The organism is Bradyrhizobium tunisiense, assembly GCF_042263385.1.
GTDB classification, from domain to species: Bacteria; Pseudomonadota; Alphaproteobacteria; order Rhizobiales; family Xanthobacteraceae; genus Bradyrhizobium; species Bradyrhizobium tunisiense.
Genome location: NZ_JBHLEV010000011.1, coordinates 248448 through 265904 on the forward strand (window position 1 = coordinate 248448; position 17457 = coordinate 265904).

The 17457-nt window shown below is 61.1% G+C and carries 16 protein-coding genes and 1 tRNA gene; 10 read left to right on the top strand and 7 right to left on the bottom strand.

From position 1 onward, the window contains the following. The first annotated feature begins 73 nt into the window (after window positions 1-73). The 10 genes from ACFDR6_RS33365 (at window position 74) to ACFDR6_RS33410 (ending at window position 7870) form a co-directional block, all read left to right on the top strand. Entirely contained in the window at window positions 74-1219 is a 1146-nt protein-coding gene (locus tag ACFDR6_RS33365; protein WP_375860945.1) for an acyl-CoA dehydrogenase family protein, read from the top strand. A gap of 14 nt (window positions 1220-1233) precedes the next feature. Further along, complete coding sequence (locus tag ACFDR6_RS33370) at window positions 1234-2769, top strand: AMP-binding protein (RefSeq protein WP_375860946.1); 1536 nt, start codon at window positions 1234-1236, stop codon at window positions 2767-2769. A gap of 10 nt (window positions 2770-2779) precedes the next feature. Continuing rightward, on the top strand, window positions 2780-3559 hold the full coding sequence (locus ACFDR6_RS33375) for a citryl-CoA lyase (RefSeq protein WP_375860947.1): 780 nt from the start codon (window positions 2780-2782) through the stop codon (window positions 3557-3559). Window positions 3560-3570: 11 nt separating this feature from the next. Further along, window positions 3571-4029, top strand: coding sequence for an acyl-CoA thioesterase (locus tag ACFDR6_RS33380; RefSeq protein WP_375860948.1), 459 nt, complete (start codon window positions 3571-3573; stop codon window positions 4027-4029). Between the two features lie 2 nt (window positions 4030-4031). Next, complete coding sequence (locus ACFDR6_RS33385; RefSeq protein ID WP_375860949.1) at window positions 4032-4793, top strand: enoyl-CoA hydratase/isomerase family protein; 762 nt, start codon at window positions 4032-4034, stop codon at window positions 4791-4793. Between the two features lie 3 nt (window positions 4794-4796). Next, on the top strand, window positions 4797-5441 hold the full coding sequence (locus ACFDR6_RS33390; protein ID WP_375860950.1) for a flavin reductase family protein: 645 nt from the start codon (window positions 4797-4799) through the stop codon (window positions 5439-5441). 162 nt (window positions 5442-5603) lie between these two features. Then, window positions 5604-5987 (top strand): autoinducer binding domain-containing protein, encoded by a 384-nt coding sequence (locus ACFDR6_RS33395; RefSeq protein WP_375860951.1) that lies wholly within the window; start codon window positions 5604-5606, stop codon window positions 5985-5987. Between the two features lie 18 nt (window positions 5988-6005). Then, window positions 6006-6082: transfer RNA gene (locus ACFDR6_RS33400), tRNA-Arg, on the top strand. Between the two features lie 117 nt (window positions 6083-6199). Further along, on the top strand, window positions 6200-6607 hold the full coding sequence (locus ACFDR6_RS33405) for a DUF4238 domain-containing protein (RefSeq protein ID WP_375860952.1): 408 nt from the start codon (window positions 6200-6202) through the stop codon (window positions 6605-6607). Between the two features lie 720 nt (window positions 6608-7327). Further along, window positions 7328-7870, top strand: coding sequence for a hypothetical protein (locus ACFDR6_RS33410; protein ID WP_375860953.1), 543 nt, complete (start codon window positions 7328-7330; stop codon window positions 7868-7870). 403 nt (window positions 7871-8273) lie between these two features. On the opposite strand, the gene ACFDR6_RS33415 is transcribed toward ACFDR6_RS33410, so the two are convergent. The 7 genes from ACFDR6_RS33415 to ACFDR6_RS33445 form a co-directional block, all read right to left on the bottom strand. Further along, window positions 8274-8903, bottom strand: coding sequence for a 2-hydroxychromene-2-carboxylate isomerase (locus ACFDR6_RS33415; RefSeq protein WP_375860954.1), 630 nt, complete (start codon window positions 8901-8903; stop codon window positions 8274-8276). A gap of 85 nt (window positions 8904-8988) precedes the next feature. Beyond that, a complete protein-coding gene (locus ACFDR6_RS33420) occupies window positions 8989-9684 on the bottom strand; it encodes a glutathione binding-like protein (protein WP_375860955.1) in 696 nt (231 codons plus the stop codon). A 10-nt stretch (window positions 9685-9694) separates the two neighbouring features. Beyond that, the gene (locus ACFDR6_RS33425) at window positions 9695-12031 is read right to left on the bottom strand and encodes a N,N-dimethylformamidase beta subunit family domain-containing protein (protein ID WP_375860956.1); all 2337 of its coding nucleotides are present in this window, start codon (window positions 12029-12031) and stop codon (window positions 9695-9697) included. Between the two features lie 59 nt (window positions 12032-12090). Beyond that, window positions 12091-12456, bottom strand: a complete 366-nt coding sequence (locus tag ACFDR6_RS33430) for a N,N-dimethylformamidase alpha subunit family protein (RefSeq protein WP_375860957.1) — start codon at window positions 12454-12456, stop codon at window positions 12091-12093. Window positions 12457-12535: 79 nt separating this feature from the next. Then, complete coding sequence (locus ACFDR6_RS33435; protein ID WP_375860958.1) at window positions 12536-14860, bottom strand: N,N-dimethylformamidase beta subunit family domain-containing protein; 2325 nt, start codon at window positions 14858-14860, stop codon at window positions 12536-12538. 60 nt (window positions 14861-14920) lie between these two features. After that, window positions 14921-16570, bottom strand: coding sequence for a branched-chain amino acid ABC transporter permease (locus ACFDR6_RS33440; protein WP_375860959.1), 1650 nt, complete (start codon window positions 16568-16570; stop codon window positions 14921-14923). Window positions 16571-16573: 3 nt separating this feature from the next. Beyond that, window positions 16574-17455: a branched-chain amino acid ABC transporter permease gene (locus tag ACFDR6_RS33445; protein WP_135161654.1), complete on the bottom strand. Its 882-nt coding sequence runs from the start codon at window positions 17453-17455 to the stop codon at window positions 16574-16576. Window positions 17456-17457 lie beyond the last annotated feature (2 nt).

Sequence of the window (17457 nt, forward strand, 5' to 3'; positions counted from 1 at the left end):
TCTTGCCGCCAACACTTGACACAGGAGTTCGCCGGCGTCTAGGTTATTTACGAAATCGTTTTCGGATATTTCCATGATCGACCTTGCTTCACATGAGATGACGATGCTTCGCCAGACGGTGCGGGGATTTGTCCGCAATCGGCTGGAGCCACTCGAACAGCAGATCGAGGCCGACGATAACGTGTCCCCCGACCTGATGGCCAAGCTGCGCAGCGAGGCGTCGGAGCTCGGGATCTATGGCTTCAATCTTCCGCCCGAGCTCGGCGGTTACGGCCTTCCTGTCTCGGCGCAGGTCGGAATTCTCGAGGAGGTCACCCACACCTCCGTTCCGCTGTCAGAGGTTGTTGGCTTCCTGCCGCTCTCGCTGGTTCATCTCAACGAAGAGCAGCGCGGCCGCATCCTTCCCGACCTCGTGTCCGGCCGCGTGACGATGACCTACGCGCTCACCGAACCGGATGCTGGCTCGGATCTGGGTGCGATCCGCACCAAGGCGGTGAAGGTCGAAGGCGGCTGGCGCCTCGAGGGCGCAAAGCAGTTCATCTCGAATGTCGAGACCTGCGACTACGTCATCGTGCTGGCTGTGACCGATGCTTCCGCCGCTCTCAAGGGGCGACTGACCACGTTCATCGTCAAGCGCAGCAATCCGGGACTGGTCGGCATGACGCGCTACAAAAAGATGGGCTGGCACGGCTATCATCTGAACGGCTTCTCGCTCGAGGACTGCTTCGTTCCGGATGCCGACGTTCTCGGCCGTCCCGGCGACGGCTTCCTGGTCATGATGGCCTCGATCAACCACGACCGAATCCTCTCGGCCTGCCGGTCGCTGGGATTGGCGCAGCGTGCGCACGACATGTCCGTCGCCTACGCGAAGGAGCGCCGCGCCTTCGGCTCGCCGCTCGCGGGCCATCAGGCCATCCAGTTTATGATCGCGGACAACGACGTCGAGATCGAAGCGACGCGAGCGCTGATCTATCGCGCCGCCGCGCTGTGCGACCAGGAAGATCCGGCCGCACGGATCGCGGTATCCAGGGCCAAGCTGTATGCCAGCGAGATGGGATGCCGCGTCGTCGATCGCTGCCTCCAGATCTTCGGCGGGATGGGCTACATGTGCGAGCTCCCCATCGAGCGCTTCTATCGGGACGCCCGCGCGTTCCGGCTGGGCGAAGGCACATCCGAGATGCAGCGAATTCAAATCGCTCGCCAGGCTCTTTCCAACTGACGCAGGGGATCACAATGAGTGGAGCGCAAAGCCCGTTCTTCGGGCTGCTCGATGACTATGCCGACGCGCCGGCGATCTATCTGGGCGACTATGTCGCTACGCGCAGGGATCTGGCCGAAGCGTCGAATCGTGCGGCGGCCTTTCTGAGCAGCCTCGGCCTGACGCGCGGCGACGTGATCGCGCTCTGGATCCCCGATGGCCCGACCTGGCTGCAATTCCTGTTTGCGGCCGCGCATCAGGGGATTTTGGTCGTTCCGATCAGCACGCGATACCGGCGCGCCGAAGCACTCCATGTCATCTCGCTGTCCCGCGCGAAAGCCGTCGTGGCAGCGAGCAACTTCCTCGATGTGTCCTTCGCGCAGATCGTGCGCGACATCCAGATCGAGGTGCCCACGCTCGCACACGTCATCGAGATTGCCGACCCGAGCCGTTTCCATGCCGGCGCCGACGGTCATGTCGAAGCTGTTGGCCGGCCGCGGGATCTGCTGTGCACGTTCAGCACGTCCGGAACGACTGGCGCGCCGAAGCTCGCTGTTCACGACCAGCATGGCTGCCGCACCCACGGCCACACCGTCGCTTCAGCGTTCGACATCCATCCCGGCGACAAGACGCTGTGTGCATTGCCCCTCTACGGCGTCCTCGGATTTGTCCAGGCCATCGCGACGCTGGCGGGCGGCGGGGCCTGCATTCTCCTGCCGGTCTTCAAGGCCGGCGAAGCCGCAGCGGCGATCGAGCGGCACGGGGCGACCCATGTGTTCGGCTCCGACGGGCTGCTCGATGCCGTCTTCAACGTGCCTGAGGCGAAACTCTCGACGCTGCGCGCCGGAGGTTTTGCCGATTTTGCGGGCCTGACCGATCGGGTGATGAGGAGGGCCGAAGATCGATGGGGATTGCGTCTCGTGAGCGTGTACGGCTCGTCCGAAGGCTTTGCCCTGATGGCCGCCCGCTCGCCCTCCGAATCGATCGAAGCCAGGTCGCTGCCTGGCGGTCGTTTGCTCTCTGACGAGATGGCGTTTCGCATCGTCGAGCTCGACAGCACAACGCCGGTGGCGCCCGGTGCGACCGGTGAGTTGCAGATCCGAGGCTACAATCTGATGCCCGGATATCTGAACAACGAAGCCGCGACCGCGCGGTCTTTCACCTCCGACGGCTGGTATCGAACCGGCGATCTTGCATATGCAGACCAGGACGCCTTCGTTTACTTGTCGCGCATCGGTGATGGCCTGCGCCTGCGCGGCTATCTGGTCGATCCCAGCGAGATCGAGACGTTCCTCTGCCGACATCCTGACATCTCCGCCGCGCAGGTCGTTGGCGTGCGCGTCGAGGGCGAAGGCGACGTTGCGGTGGCCTTTGTTCGCGCCGACCGCCAGCTCGGCGAGACCGAGCTGCTCGCCTACTGCCGCGAAGGCATCGCCAACTACAAGGTCCCTCGTCGCATCGTCCAGCTCGACACGTTTCCGGTCATCGACGGCCCGAACGGCATCAAGATTCGCAAGGCAGCCCTGAGGGAGCACGCCACCCAGCTCCTCAGCTCCGCTCCCATCACCTGAGGAGGTTGACATGAAACGTCACGAGATCAAATCCGACATCGCCTGGGCAACTCCCACGCAAATCAAGGTCCACGGGCTCGACCTCTGTACCGAAATCGTCGGTACCGTCGATTTCGGACAGATGGCGTTCCTCGAGATTTTCGCACGCCTTCCGAACGCCAACGAAGCGCGCATGTTCAACGCCATGATGGTGATCCTGGTGGAGCATGGCATTACGCCCTCCTCGCTCGCCACGCGCATGACCTATTGCGGCGCGCCGGAAGCCGTGCAGGCTTCGGTCGCCGCAGGATTGCTGGGGCTCGGCTCGGTGTTCGTCGGCTCCCTGGACAACGCAGCGAAGATGCTGCAGGAGTCCTTGCCCGACCCGCAGGCTTCGGTCGATCTGAAGCAGCTCGCGACCGACACCGTCAGCGCTCACCGGAACCGGCGTGAGATCATTCCGGGCGTCGGTCATCCCTTCCACAAGCCGATCGATCCGCGCACGCCGGCCCTGTTCAAGGTCGCGCACGAAACCGGTTTTGCCGGCCCCTACGTGGAGCTGATGGAGAACATCGGCGCGGAGGCAAGCCAGCAATACGGCCGGCCGCTCCCCCTCAACGTCACCGGCGCGATGGCCGCGATCGCCTCGGAGTTCAAGCTGTCCTGGAAGATGTGTCGCGGTCTGGCCGTGGCGGCGCGCGCGGTCGGGCTCGTCGGGCACATCATCGAGGAAATGCGTCAGCCGATGGCCGAGGAGATCTATTACCGGATCGAGCACGAGGCCACCGAGCACTCCCGCCCGCGCGAGTGAGGAAGCGTAGGATGAACGAGGATCCGGTTTCGCGCACGCCTTCAACGCCACGGCTGACGCCGGAGCATTTCCGGTTCTGGAGTCTGGAGAAGCTGCGCAACGCAGATACGGATCAGTTCCGACACGTCAACAATGCTGCGATCGCCAGCTTCCTGGAAGGCGGTCGCATGGACCTGTTCGTGGATCCCGCAGTCAGCCGCCTGATGGATGGGCTCAACGTCGTGGTCGGGCGGTTGACCATCGAATTCCATGCCGAGCTCTTCTACCCGGGCGAGGTCAATATCGGCTCGACGGTCACCTATATCGGCCGCTCCTCTTTCGAGGTCCTGCAAGGCGTCTTCCGCGCCGGGACGTGCGTCGCTTCCGCCACCGCGTCCTGCGTGATGCTCCGGGCGGGTAAGCCATACGCCGTTCCGGACGACATCCGGCGGCACCTCCTCGGCGATTCGTCAAAATCCGCGGGAGTCTGACCATGCCGGTGCTTTACAGCCGTCACGGCGATATCGCCGTTCTCACCTTGAACGACGTGCAGCGACGCAATGCCCTGTCCAGGGCCTCGGTCGCGATACTGCTCGAGCTGATTCAGCGATCTCGCGCCGAGCAGGCGCGAGCCATCGTGATCGCAGCGAATGGTCCGGTGTTCTGCGCGGGCGCTAATATCGACGATCTGAAGGCCGGATGGATGAGTGGCGCTCACGATCCGACCGATCCCGCCCTGCTGTTTCGTACCGTGGCCGAGGAGACGCGTCCCACCATCGCGGCTGTCCAGGGCGGGGCCCTCGGCGGCGGATTTGAGCTGACGCTCTCCTGCGATCTCGTCGTGATGGGAACGGAGAGCTATGTCGCTCTCCCGGAATTGGGGCATGGCGTCATTCCCAACACCGCGCTGGCGCGCCTCCACCGTGTGGTGGGCACGAGGCGTGCGGCCGAGTTGATCTTGACCCGCCGCCGGCTGAGCGCAGCCCATGCCGTCGACTGGGGATTAGCCAATCGCGTGGTCCCGACGGCTGAGGTCCTGTCCAGCGCGATCGATCTCGCGCTCGGCATCGTGCAGTCGGCGCCACCGGGAGCCATCGCGGTCGCGAAGCGCAACCTCGCCCATCACGGCGAGACGGATTGGACGCGCGTGCTGTCCTCGCCTGAGGATGTTCCGCCGGCCGAATGGCGCGAGGGACTGCGATCCTTCGATGAGCGGCGCAAGCCCAATTACGATCAATTCTGGCAGGACATGTGAGCCATGGAGCCGAAGGCAAGGCGCGCTGCGGCGCAGGATATCCACTTCTACGAGCCGGCGAAGGGACACGGGCTGAAGCACGATCCCTTCAACGCCATCGTGGCGCCGCGGCCGATCGGCTGGATTTCCTCGCGCGACACGAACGGCAACGTCAACCTCGCGCCGTACAGCTTCTTCAACGCCTTTTGCTACACGCCGGCGCTGGTCGGCTTCTCCTCGACCGGCTGGAAGGACACCGTCGCGAACGTCCAGGACACTGGCGAATTCTGCTGGAATCTCGCGACCATGGATCTGGCGCGGCAGATGAACACGACCGCCCTCCATGTCGGCCGTGAGGTCGACGAGTTCGTGATCGCCGGATTGACGCGGGTGCCGAGCCGGTTCGTCAGCGTGCCGCGCGTGGCGGAAAGCCCGGTGTCGTTCGAGTGCAAGGTCACGGACATCATCCAGCTCAAGGGGATGACGGGTGAACTGGCGGCGGCTTGGCTGACGCTCGGCGAAGTCGTCGCCGTCCATATTGACAAGGCTTTCATCAGGGACGGTGTCTATCTCACCGAGCTTGCGCGCCCGATCGCGCGCGCCGGCCGGCGCGGCGACTATTTCGAGATGACCGTCGACACCATGTTCGAGATGGTCCGGCCCGACTAGCGGACGCCACAGAATTTCTATCGCGATCGGCATGTCAGATACCAAACCTGGCGGGGACCATCCAGAGTTCAACATGCCTGCCTCGGCTTTCTTGTCCGACGCTCGGTCGCTTGTCTCCGACGGTGCCGCGCGCAACCTTGACCCTGGATACTCAGCGCAACGATGCATCGCATCTTTCAACACTTCATCGACCTGCTGGCGACAGCAAACGACGCTGCCGATTTTTCTGAAGCCCTGTCCAAGACAGCGACAGCTCTTGAACTAACCTGCTTTGCCTATCTGTCGCTTCCGAGCCGGATCGAAGGCGCCCCACGTCTGATCTCATCCTATCCAGAGAGATGGGCCTCTCACTACCTGCAGAGCCGATATGAGCGCATTGATCCTGTCATCGCACAAGCGCTTCGTACCGGCCTGACCCGATCAGCTTGCCCTCCGAAGGCACGTGTCAAGCCAGTTCTTGTGGAAGCGGGAGCGGAAAGAGGATTGGAATACAAGGACTTGCGAAACGGACTTTCGTCGCTTCACTCTCGCAAGAATTTCGCGTAAGCACTGCGTAAGCAGTAGGCACCCGTAGCTCAGCTGGATAGAGCGTCGCCCTCCGAAGGCGAAGGCCACACGTTCGAATCGTGTCGGTTGCGCCATGCTGCGAAATTTACAACAAACATTGGCGGTCGCTTCCTTGGTTCGGGAGCGCAATGTCGCGCAATATTTGACGTTGCCGCAGAGTGGGTCTGCGAGCATTCCTCGGTAAAGGCCAAATGAGCTCAGGTCCGGCGCCCAAGTTTTCCAAGGACAATCAGCATTTCGTTCCGCGGTTCTGGATAAAGCGATTTGCCGGATCCAACGGACGCATTTTAGGTCGAAAGCGCGGCGAGGCCCGAGCATTCCAGGTCGCAGCCGGCGATGTCATGACTGGCGACTGGACGTATACCCTGTTCGACGGTTGGTGGCGTCCGGCCGACAAGTTGGAGGATGCTCTGTCAGTGTTCGAGGGCGAAGCAGCGACCGTGATGGTTGCGGTTGACGACCTCTCGTCAACGTTGTCGCCTCTGCTGAATTTATTCAGGACATCAGAAATCGGTTCGGGGTTGATCTTTCAGAAGCAGATTGCTCGAGTCTCCGATCTCGCCCCGACGGAGATCTCGAGGCCACCGCGCGCGCTTTGAACGAAATTAGCCCTCAAAATCCGGTCTTCGCCGAGCAGCAAGTGCTGCAAGGCGCCCGACCCATCGCTGCGATATTGCGGACGATGGATTTCACATTGCTCGACGCGCCGGCAGAGAGCCTCGTTCTGAGTGACACACCGATGCCAGACTCTGAAGTTGCCTCGGGCTTTCTCCTGCCACTCTCGCATCGGTTAATGTTGAGCGCTCAGCCGGCCGCAGGACCATCAGCGATTTTTGGTCGGCGTGCTGCGACCCCCGCTGAAGTAGAGGCGAGTAATCGATTCCAGTTTGATAGTCTTCTCGATATCGTAGTTGGACCTGACAAGGACGTCCTGGAACGCCTTTAAACGGACCGGGGCATGGTGGCTGAGCCGCCGCGCCAGCGTTGTGTGGTGCCAATAACCTTCGCAGAGAGTTCGGGCAATCATGACAGATATTACGTCGTTGATACCGGCTGTCGCACTACAAGTCGCCGATTTTTCGATCGGTTTTGCAAAGCTGAGTACCGTTGCGGGCCGAGAGCATGTGCATCCAGCAGGCTCAGGCGCATTGGTATCTGTAGGATCGGTTCACGGGATACTAACGGCCGCACACGTATTGGAGGAGCTCCCTGACAGCGGGGAAGTTGGCCTAATTCGATTCATGAGGGAACCGAAGATCCAGACATAGACAATCGAAATGTCCCTGACGGAGAGGCTAACCATACGTGGGTTGGGCAAAATGGCTGAGGGGCCCGATATTGGGTTTTTGCGACTGGCCTCAACTCAAGTGGCAACACTCAATGCGACGACAAACATATTTTTTAACCTAAGCAGGCGGCAGGACTCTGTGTTGGAGAACAAGCATCCATCGACAGAATATTTCGAAGGGATTTCTGGAATTATAGCTGAATGGACAATCAATCGCAGTGAGGCGGAAGCTCGAGTTCAGCACCTCACAGGATTTCGAGGCTTGTTTGGTGTCGGCTGTGTATCTGGACTTCATGATCATGACGGATACGACTTCGTTAGTTTTGAAACGGATCGTAACGAGAACACGAATGCGCCGATCGACTACCGAGGCTGGAGCGGGGCCGCGCTATGGCGAGTTTACATCGCCCAAGGCAGGGATGGTCAGCCGACCGCAATAGAGAAAAGAATATTTGGGGTAGCCTTTCATCAATCCGAACTAGTTGGAGGCAAACGCACCGTCACGTGTCATGGCCCGAAGAGCGTCTATCAAAATCTATTAGGCGAGATAGCGCGCAAGTGGCCATCCACCTAAATTGGGTCGGCTCACACGCGTTGGTGGTTTGATACTGAGAATGCCAACCAATATTGAGGTCGGGTTGCGATCAAACTGGCGGTTGCTCACGCCAGACCTCGAGCGGCTTTAGCTTTGTGCGCTATGCTCTTCAAAGCAAAATCCGTCCTCCGACCCCACGTTCCGAAGCTACGGTTTGCGCGGTGACTACGGGTGACATCTCGCAACTAATCGTAACAGGCATTGTCGCGCGACATCAAATGCTTTGCTGCCACCTCGAGCGAGCGGATATGATGGCGAAGTCAGTGCGGCGGAGAGAGTGTCAGTCAACTCCTATTGAAAGATAAAGCATTTTTTGGCCTTCTTGGACCGAAACCCACCACTCGAGCTACAGCCGAAAACTGGCGGTTCGCCCCTAGCTAGCTTAGGGGGCAATATTGCCGACCGACCGGTACCGGTTCCGGCGCTCCAACACCTCGCGGATCACGGGCAGGCGATCGTTGCCAAAATACATATCGGTTCTGTCAATGAAGATTGTCGGCGATCCGAATCCCCCGCGCGCGATTACCTCGTCAGTGTTTGATCTAAGCTGGTTCTTGACCGCCGCTTCGTTGATGCCTCGGAAAAACTCTCCAGGATCGACACCCACCTTCTTGCAGATGTCCGTCAGCACAGAATCCTGGGAGATGTCTTTGTCCTCACCCCAATAGGCTTCGAACACGGCAGTTGCGAACGGGACCATCCCGTCGCTACCGAGCCAGACGCAGCCCCGCATCGCCCTTACGCTGTTCACCGGAAAGACCGTCGGTGGCATCTTGATCACAAGATCGGCCGAACGAGCCCAATCGGCGAGATCTTTCAGCATGTACTGCGCTTTCGGCGCGATCGGATTTTCGCGCGAGGCATAAATGCTCGGATTGACCGCATTGAAGATGCCGCCAGCCAGCACGGGCCGCCACGAAAGCGGCTCGTCAAACTCCTTTGCCAGTTTTTGAATGTTGTGGAAGGCGAGGTAGGTCCACGGACTTGAGCAGTCGAAGAAAAACTCGATCATCGATCGTTACACTCTCCATCTCTCCGGTACGCGATGCTGCGAGCCAGCATCTCGATTTTCAATCGCCAGGGGCCTCCATCACCGTTCATTCAGCGACGACCCTGGATGCGCCGAACATGATTCGCTCTGCTTCGTCGGAAAACGGCTCCTTCACGAATTTGCCGACCGCAAGGCCGGCTTGCACTTGCGGTCGTTCGCGAACTTCCGCATACCAGCGCTTGACGTTCGGATAGTCGTCGAGCGTGAAACCCTGCGCCTTATGGGTCATCGTCCACGGGAAGCAGGCCATGTCGGCTATCGTGTATTCGTCGCCAGCAACAAAGCGCCTGGTCTTGCCCAATTGAGCGTCAAGCACACCATACAATCGCGTCGCCTCACGCTGGTAACGGTCAATCGCATAGGGGATCTTCTCCGGCGCATAGAGACGGAAATGACCGTGCTGACCAAGCATCGGTCCAAGACCGCCCATCTGCCACATCACCCATTGTAAAACCCGGCTACGACCACGCACATCCACTGGCAGAAAGCGTCCCGTCTTCTCGGCCAGGTAGATCAGGATGGCACCCGTCTCGAATACAGAGATAGGCTCGCCGTGGTCGGCCGGCGCGCGATCAACGATCGCTGGAATACGATTGTTCGGGCTGATAGCGAGAAACTCTGGCCTGAACTGTTCACCGGCGCGAATATCGATTGGGACGACGGTATACGGCAGCCCGAGTTCCTCCAGCAGGATCGAGATTTTCCAACCATTGGGGGTTGGCGCGTAGTGCAAGTCAATCATTGGGACCTTCCTAGGGAGTGACTCGTTCGAGCCCTGCTGTAGCTCCCCTAGTTCTGTTCGAGCCGGGCAACGGACCCGGCTTGACGAACGCGTTCACCACGTTGCTCAGGAGCTGCGAGACGTTGTTCTCGAAGCCGTTGATAGGAAGGGCACTTCCGAATGCGATGGATCCGGTTGCAAACACCGCACCGTTATTCGGCGCCTCGAAGTACACCATATCGGCCCTCAGGATGTAGTTGTGCGTCCCGCTGAAACCCTGATGCGCGTGCGCCCCCTCCTCGTCATGGGCGATGTAATTGTCGGGGTGACCACCCGAGGATGCGATGATCTTGGTGTTGGGCGGCGTGCCGAACCCCAGCTTGTAGCAGTCGATCTCAATGCCCGCCGCTCCACCGTTGCCTAGGCCGAAATCACCGATGATTTCGCCTTCGATCCCTTCCGTGATCCAGGCAAGCGCTGGATCGTAGCTGTCGGGCATCCGCCGATAGGGCTGGCTATGGGCGAAGCCCTCCCCCGCGAACGTATTGCCCACCAGCTTCTGCCCCCAGCGCTGGAAGCCGGTCCAGATTCCGCCCATCTGCCCCGTCGTGGCCAGGTAGTATTCGCCCGGCCGTGCCGCCCAGGCGATCCAGTGTCCACCGGTCTTGCGGCACTCCATAATCCACGGCTCGTCATTGCGAAACGCCACATTGCAGCAGAAGCTGTTCGCGCCCATGCAGATGAAGCGCCCGCCCCCGGCGATGTAATCCTCGTGCGCGTCGAGCATGCGCTCGGAATGATATTCCGGATGCGTCGAATTCAGAATGCACGCATAGGGCGCCATCGCCGCGGCACCCTCGATATGCACATCTTCGTCGGTTAGGATATCGTAGTCGTACCCCTTGTGCTCGAGCCATGCCAGGATCGAGAGGTCTGCCGGAAAATTCCACGGCAGGTCGAATGCGGCAATCCGGTATTTCGGCCGCATGTTTACCATCGGGCGACGGTAGCTCGTGTAACAGACGCCGGCACCATCCGCATGCGTGTCATAGCAGCCCGCACCGAACACCGGATTTTCGTAGATTTCGATATCGACCTCGGAGATCGTCGGCGGCTGGCCCGCCATTGGCTGCACGATCTGGCCGTCGGTCGCGAAGCGCTCATTGGCATAGGCCAGATAGGTTGCGGTGGAAAACAACAGAGCAATTTGCGCCTTGGGCACGCGGGGCCGGACGAAGAAAACGATGTACTCTTCGGCCAAGCCCTTGCCGTCGCCGCCGCGGACCCTCATCGCGTAGGCGCCGCTGCGCAGCGTCTCGGGCAGCTCGAGCGTCTTGGTGACTTTCCAATTGCTGTCGATCATCGCGTCGGCATGGAACTCGATGCCGCCATATTGGTGCGGGGCGAGCCGGAAACAGTCGTTGCGGCCGTTCCAGTTGTAGCCGGTCTGCGCACGTACCGGCCTGTTGTAGCCCTTCGCATCGAGCCGGTTTGGTCCGATGTCGACGACGACATCGCCGATCCCGCGATCGGTATACCCCTTCGTGGTGTCCCAATATGCGATCATGCCGTCCAATGGGGGCTGCCCGCCCGAGCGTATCGTGTCGAGCTCCTCGCGATCCAACGGGCGATCGAACACACCGCAACGATCGATCTTGCCGCAGTAAAGCTGCGACACGAAATGACCGCGCAGTGCGTGCCAGTCGCGCGAGCCCGCCACGAGGAACGGGGTATCGGGCAGGTTGTTCTGCCTGAACCGAAACGTCTCCGACACATGCGAGCGGTATTCGACGGGCGCGACTATGCTGAGCAGGCTGTTGTAGCGGTTCACGACGCCTTCCTGGTACAGCGTGGCGCGACCGCTTCGCGCATCGAAAGTGGCCGCAACGAAGTACCAGGCCTGCTTCTGCAGGGGCAGCTCAGCCTGGAGATAGTCGATCTCGTTGCCGCAGCCGACCCAGAACTCCAGCCTTCCGCTTGGATTGATGCCAAGGCCATAGCCGTGATTCCTGTCGTTGTCCCAGCGGCCGAGCAAACATTGCCGATGCCCGACATCGGGCCATGTCGGCCAGATGAATGCGCAGAGCGTGATGCTGCCGTCGAGCGCGAGCTTGCGATCGGGGTCGGTTACATCGAGGAAGGCACCGACCTGCGTGAACTGCTTCTCCACCTGCCAGGTGCCGTTGGCGGCGCAGTCGATCTCTTCCTCGATGAATCCCGGACCATGGGGATGCTCGTCGCCATGGATCAGGCGCACGAGATGGGCTTCAGCGGTCGACGTGCCGTCCGCACTGACATGAAATTGGATGGTGTCGCCCGGCTTCACCGAGATCTTGTCTGCGTAGCCGAATATCTTGATCTGCGCCATGGTGCGGAGTTTCCCATCGAGAAGCCGGACAAGGTGCCCTGCCCGGTCGGCGTGTTGCTCTAGGTTTCGAGAAGGTCGCGGATGCAGCGCAGGAACAGGCCGTGACAGGCATCGTTCGCCGATGTGTAGATGGCATCATCGACCACGCGCGGGGGAACTCCCCGGCGTCCTGACAGCCTGACGACCTGATACCGCCGGAACGGGTCGACGGCCCTGACCGCATATCTTTGCTCGAGCGGGCGTTGACGGAAATAGATCAACAGTCGCTCGAGCCCTTCGCTGTGCTGTCCCAAAGGCGCCCGCCGGTGCTCTTCGATGACCTCGGGGGTGACCAGCGTTCGCAGAAACTCACGGCGGAAGCCGTCGAAACGATCCCGGACGATGATGTCGCGGTCCTCGGACCTGTCGTATTCAAGAGGCAGCATCCTCAGCTCTCCATCTGCAAATGTTCGACGTGACCATGGCCCCCGGCACGTACCGAAGCGAGCTTCCCTGACCGATCCATCAGGCCCACTGCTTTTCCTCATTGACCCAGGCGAACCCGGGCAACCTGGCAGCGCCGGCGAATGCCTCCACGACATTCGCCAGCACACGGGCTGCGCTGTTCCTGAAATTGTTCACCGGCAGCGACTGCGCGAACGCGACCGAGCCGCACGCGAACACGGCGCCGCCATGGGGGGCGGTGAAGTAGGTCATGTCGGCATGAACACGCCAGTCATATGACCCATAGAGACCAAGGTAGGAATAGAGGACGAGCTGCTGGTTCACGACGTAGCTGTCCGTGTGGCCGCCCGACGACGCGATGACCCTGGTGTGCGGCGGAGTGCCCAGAGCGCGATCGTAATAGTCGAGTGCCAGCCCCGCGGCGCCGTCATTGGCAAGACCGGCGTCACCGATGATCTCGCCATCGACGCCTTTGGTGATCCAGGACACGGTGCGGTGATAGCTGTCCGGCATCCTCCGGTATGGTTCGCTTCGTCCACCGCCCGAGCTGCTCAGGCCTACGCCAACCAGCTTCTGGGTCGCCCGTCCGAGCACCTTCCAGGGACCACCACGCATCCCGTCGGTTGCCATGTAGTGCTCGCCGTAGCGGGACACCCATGGCTTGTACCCATCGTCGCGACGCCGACACTCCATGATCCATGGCTCGCCGTCACAGATTCCGGCCGTGGCGTTGAATCCGTTGCCGCCCGCATAGATGTAGCGGCCGCCGGCCGCGATGTAATCCTCGGTCGCATCCAGCATTCGCTCGGTGTAGTACTCCGGGCGCGAGCCGCTGATAACGCAGGCGTACGGCGACAACGCCTCCGACCCGTCGCGATGCAGGTCCTCGTCGGTCAGGACCTCGTACTCGAAGTCGCTCTGGTCCAGCCATGCGATGATGGATAGATCCGCAGCCAATCCCGAAGCCACATCGAGGCTCGGCATCCTGTATCTCGGCCGCATGTTCATGATCGGACGGTGATAGGAGCTGTAGCACACGCCGCTGCCGTCGGCGTGCATGTCGTAAGTCGACAGTCCGCAATCGGCTCGCATATACATCTCGATGTCGATGTCGGACAGCACGGCCGGCTGACCCGTCAAGGCCTCACGCTCCGGGTGATCGAAGCTCAAGCGCTCGTTCGCAAAGGCAAGATAGGTGAGCGTCGGAAACAGAAATGCAATACGCGCCCGCGGCCTTTCCGGCCGCACGAAGAAGACGACATGCTCCTCGCTCACGCTCTTTCCCCAGCCAGATCGCAGCCTCATGGCATAACAGCCACTCTTGAGACCGCGCGGCAGGGCAACGATCTTTGTCGCCTTCCAGTTGCAGTCCGTCAGCGCATCGGCATGAAACTCGATCCCGCCGAATTCGTGCGGTGCCAGGCGGAAGCAGTCGGTGAAGCCGTCCCAGTTCCAGCCGGTCTGGCCGCGAACGGGCCGGTTGTGTCCTCGGGCATTCAGCTTGTGCCGACCAACGTCGACCACGAGATCACCGATGCCGCGGTCGGTATATCCAGCACTCGTATCCCAGTACGCGACCAGGCTGTCCATCGCGGGCACGAGCCCGCTCCTGATCGTGTCGAGCTCGGCCGGCTGTAGAGCCTGGTCAAATGCGCCGCACCGATCGATCTTGCCCCAATACAGCTCCGACACGTACGCCCGCTGTTGCGCATCACGGCTACGCGACCCTGCCATCAAGAACGGAGTTGAGGCCAGGTTGCCGGGCTTGCTCCGAAAGATCGCAGATTTGCGGGATTCGTAATCCACCAGCGCGACCTTGCCCAACAGGCCGTTGTACCTGTTGCCGACCCCGACCTGCTGCAACGTCGCACGCCGGGTCTCGGCATCAAAGGTCGCGGCCACGAAATACCACATCTGCACCTGCAGCGGCACGTTGGCGGTCACGCGCTCGATCTCGTCGCCGCGTCCGATCCAAAACTGCAGATAGCCCTTCTCGTCGATGCCGATCCCGTAGCCCTGTTTTCGATCGCCATCCCATCGGCCGATAATCGTTTGCCGTTTTTCGGACGCGGGCCAAGTCGGGTGGATGAAAGCGAACAGGGTGAAGCTGTTTGCGAACCCCAGCCGGCCATCGGGATCATCGACCTCGAGGAACGACCCTACCTGGGTGAATTGCGGCTCGACCCGCCACCTGCCATTTGCGGTGCACGCCACCTCTTCTTCGACGAAGCCTGGCCCTGCCGGATTCTGATCGCCGTGGATCAGGCGCACCAATTGCGCCTCAGCCGTATCCGCCCCCTCGGCGCTGACATGAAACTGAATGGTCTCTCCCGGCTTGACCGAGATCCTGTCCGTATATCCAAAAAGTCTGACCGGTGTCACCACCAACTCCCTCGTTTACGAGCACGATGTCCGTCGCGCAGATCGGACACGCTCCATCCGTAGTCAGGACTCCAGCAGATCCTGAACGCGCCGCATGAAGACGCCGTGGCAGGCCTCATCCGGCGTTGCGTAGATCCTGTCCTCGACCACACGCGGCGCCACGCCGCGATGTCCGGATAGAGCGACGATGCGATAGCCTTCGAAGCGTTCCACGGCCATGATGGCGTACTTCTCCACCTGAGGACGGGTGCGGAAGTAGATCAGCAGCCGTTCGAGCGCCTCGCTGTGCTGCCCGTTGAGAGACTGGCGATGTTCCTCGATGATCTCCGGCGACACCAGCGTCTTGAGATGGTTGCGGGTCATCTTGTCGTGGCGCCGCTGGTAGATGACGCTCTTGTCGTCGGTCTCGGTCGCCTCCTCGGGCAGCATCTCGCCGCCCTTCTCCGCCCGCGTCGATCGCCGCTCGCTCTTCTTCTTGTCGCGCCAGGCACGGAACTGCGCCTTGATCCCGAACAGCCCGTTGCGTAGGTAGAGCACGACCAGGAGCATGATGAGCCCGATGATCATGAAGCGAGCCGGTCCCCACGTATTCAGCACCTGGTCGAAGAACACGACGATGAGGGTGCCGACCACCGCGCCTTCAGCACGTCCAACGCCGCCGATCACCAGCATGGCGAGCCCGAGCAGCACGGTATCGAAGTTGAAGATTGAGAACGCCACGCCGCCGAAATTCGAGGTGTAGAATCCGCCGATGAAGCCCAGCGCCGCCGATGAAATGAGAAACACCCAGATGCGCGCCTGGCGAAAGTTGACCCCCGTCGCCTCGGCGAAGGCCTCGCGCTTTTCGGGCGCCATGCGAAGGATTCGTCCGAGACGGCGGCCGTTGACGAACCGGTAGAGCAGCAAAGCCAGCAGCATCAGGCCGAAACAGGCGTAATACGCCAGGAGCAGCTGGCCCAATTGCGACCAGTCTTCCGGGATATAGGTCCTGGCGCCGTACAGGCCGCCATTCGCCGACCCGAACTCCTTCGACGTCACGAAGTAGACCCGGCAGAGCTCGTTGAGCCCGAGGGTGAGAAGCGCATAGTAGAATCCGTCGAGCCGCGTGGCCGGTAGCGCAATGATCCCGCCGAAGACGAGCCCCACCAACGCGCCGATCGGCGGCAACAACCACCAGGGCAATGCGAACTTGACCGCCAGCAATGCCGTGACGAACGCAGCCGTCCCGACGACGGCATAGGTCGCGAGCGAGAAGACGCCCGCAGTGCCCATGATCAGCATCCAGCACAGACTGATGGCGGAATAGATGCCGAAGGTGGCTCCCGCCGTCAGTAGCGTGTTCTGCAGATCGCCGGGCGTGAACAGAGGAGCGATCGCCAGCGCAAGAAGCCCCAACATCCACCAGATCGGCCGCTTGTCGACGATCGTCTTCTCCGCCCGCAAGGTCTTGGGGTTGTATTCCCCGCGGAGGCGGAGCACGCGGCGGCGCGTCGGCCAGTAGCGAAGACGATTCCACATCGTTCCACCGTGACCCGGCCATTTGTAGTAGTAGCGCAGACGGCCGACGGGATTCAGCTTTGTCGCCGATTGACGAGTTCTTTCCCAGACCTCCTGATGGCTGTGGAACGGAATCGTCGGGAGCTCTTCGACATCGCTCTTCCCGCCCCAGACGAAGAGCGGATTGCGCCATTTGTGATCGCCAGCAATGGACATGAATCAGGCCTCCCTCGCCTTGTCGAGCAGCCCGGCGATGCCGCGCGGGCGGACCAAGAGGATGACGATGATCACGACGAACTGGGTGATGAGAACGTAGCGTCCGCCGATCGATATGCCCGTCAGCGCCTCGTTGAGGCCGAGCACGATCGCAGCGATGACGGCGCCGCGCACACTGCCGAGCCCGCCGCAAAGCGCAATGCTGACACCCTTGATCATCGGCATCAATCCGCCGAACGGCGAGATATAGTAGGTCTGGGAGAGGAGAACGGCCGCGAGGCCCGCCAACCCGCCGGTGATGCCCATGACGTAGAACGAGGTTCGCCGAACGCCGATACCGACGATCGATGCCGCATGCGGATTCATCATCATGGCACGGATTTCGAGGCCACGGCGGCTCGACTGCATCCACCTCAGAACGACCGTCAATATCAGAACGGATGTCACCACGTTCCCGACCTTGTCCGCCGTGAAGACAACCCCCGGCAAGGACACCGACCAGTTGCCGAAGATATCCGGCAGGCTCTTCGAGCGCGGGCCGAACCACCAGAGCAGGAATTGCGTGCCGATCAGATTGATCGCGAGTGTCGCAATCAAACCCCGAATGGTGAAGTTGGGCTTGTCGTGGATCGGTATGAACCCGATCGCACAGATGATCACTCCCCCGAGCGCGCCTGCGAGGATACCCGCGGCCAGCACTGCAGGCCCCGATGTGGAGACATGCTGGGCAAACAGCCAGGCGCCATAGCCCGCGAGTGCGAATATGAAGCCGTAAGCGAGGTTGAGCAGACCGAGGCTCGACCACGTAATCGAAATTCCGATCGCAAGCGTGCCGTATATGCACGCAAGGACGATGGTGTTGCTGACGATGAACCAGATATCCACGT

Bases quoted from the DNA above. Each gene is read 5' to 3' on its own strand.
- ACFDR6_RS33375 (WP_375860947.1), top strand. From the start codon at position 2,780: ATGAAACGTCACGAGATCAAATCCGACATCGCCTGGGCAACTCCCACG.
- ACFDR6_RS33405 (WP_375860952.1), top strand. From the start codon at position 6,200: ATGAGCTCAGGTCCGGCGCCCAAGTTTTCCAAGGACAATCAGCATTTC.
- ACFDR6_RS33370 (WP_375860946.1), top strand. From the start codon at position 1,234: ATGAGTGGAGCGCAAAGCCCGTTCTTCGGGCTGCTCGATGACTATGCC.
- ACFDR6_RS33390 (WP_375860950.1), top strand. From the start codon at position 4,797: ATGGAGCCGAAGGCAAGGCGCGCTGCGGCGCAGGATATCCACTTCTAC.
- ACFDR6_RS33425 (WP_375860956.1), bottom strand. From the start codon at position 12,031: ATGGCGCAGATCAAGATATTCGGCTACGCAGACAAGATCTCGGTGAAG.
- ACFDR6_RS33380 (WP_375860948.1), top strand. From the start codon at position 3,571: ATGAACGAGGATCCGGTTTCGCGCACGCCTTCAACGCCACGGCTGACG.
- ACFDR6_RS33410 (WP_375860953.1), top strand. From the start codon at position 7,328: ATGGCTGAGGGGCCCGATATTGGGTTTTTGCGACTGGCCTCAACTCAA.
- ACFDR6_RS33365 (WP_375860945.1), top strand. From the start codon at position 74: ATGATCGACCTTGCTTCACATGAGATGACGATGCTTCGCCAGACGGTG.
- ACFDR6_RS33440 (WP_375860959.1), bottom strand. From the start codon at position 16,570: ATGTCCATTGCTGGCGATCACAAATGGCGCAATCCGCTCTTCGTCTGG.
- ACFDR6_RS33420 (WP_375860955.1), bottom strand. From the start codon at position 9,684: ATGATTGACTTGCACTACGCGCCAACCCCCAATGGTTGGAAAATCTCG.
- ACFDR6_RS33415 (WP_375860954.1), bottom strand. From the start codon at position 8,903: ATGATCGAGTTTTTCTTCGACTGCTCAAGTCCGTGGACCTACCTCGCC.
- ACFDR6_RS33395 (WP_375860951.1), top strand. From the start codon at position 5,604: ATGCATCGCATCTTTCAACACTTCATCGACCTGCTGGCGACAGCAAAC.
- ACFDR6_RS33385 (WP_375860949.1), top strand. From the start codon at position 4,032: ATGCCGGTGCTTTACAGCCGTCACGGCGATATCGCCGTTCTCACCTTG.
- ACFDR6_RS33430 (WP_375860957.1), bottom strand. From the start codon at position 12,456: ATGCTGCCTCTTGAATACGACAGGTCCGAGGACCGCGACATCATCGTC.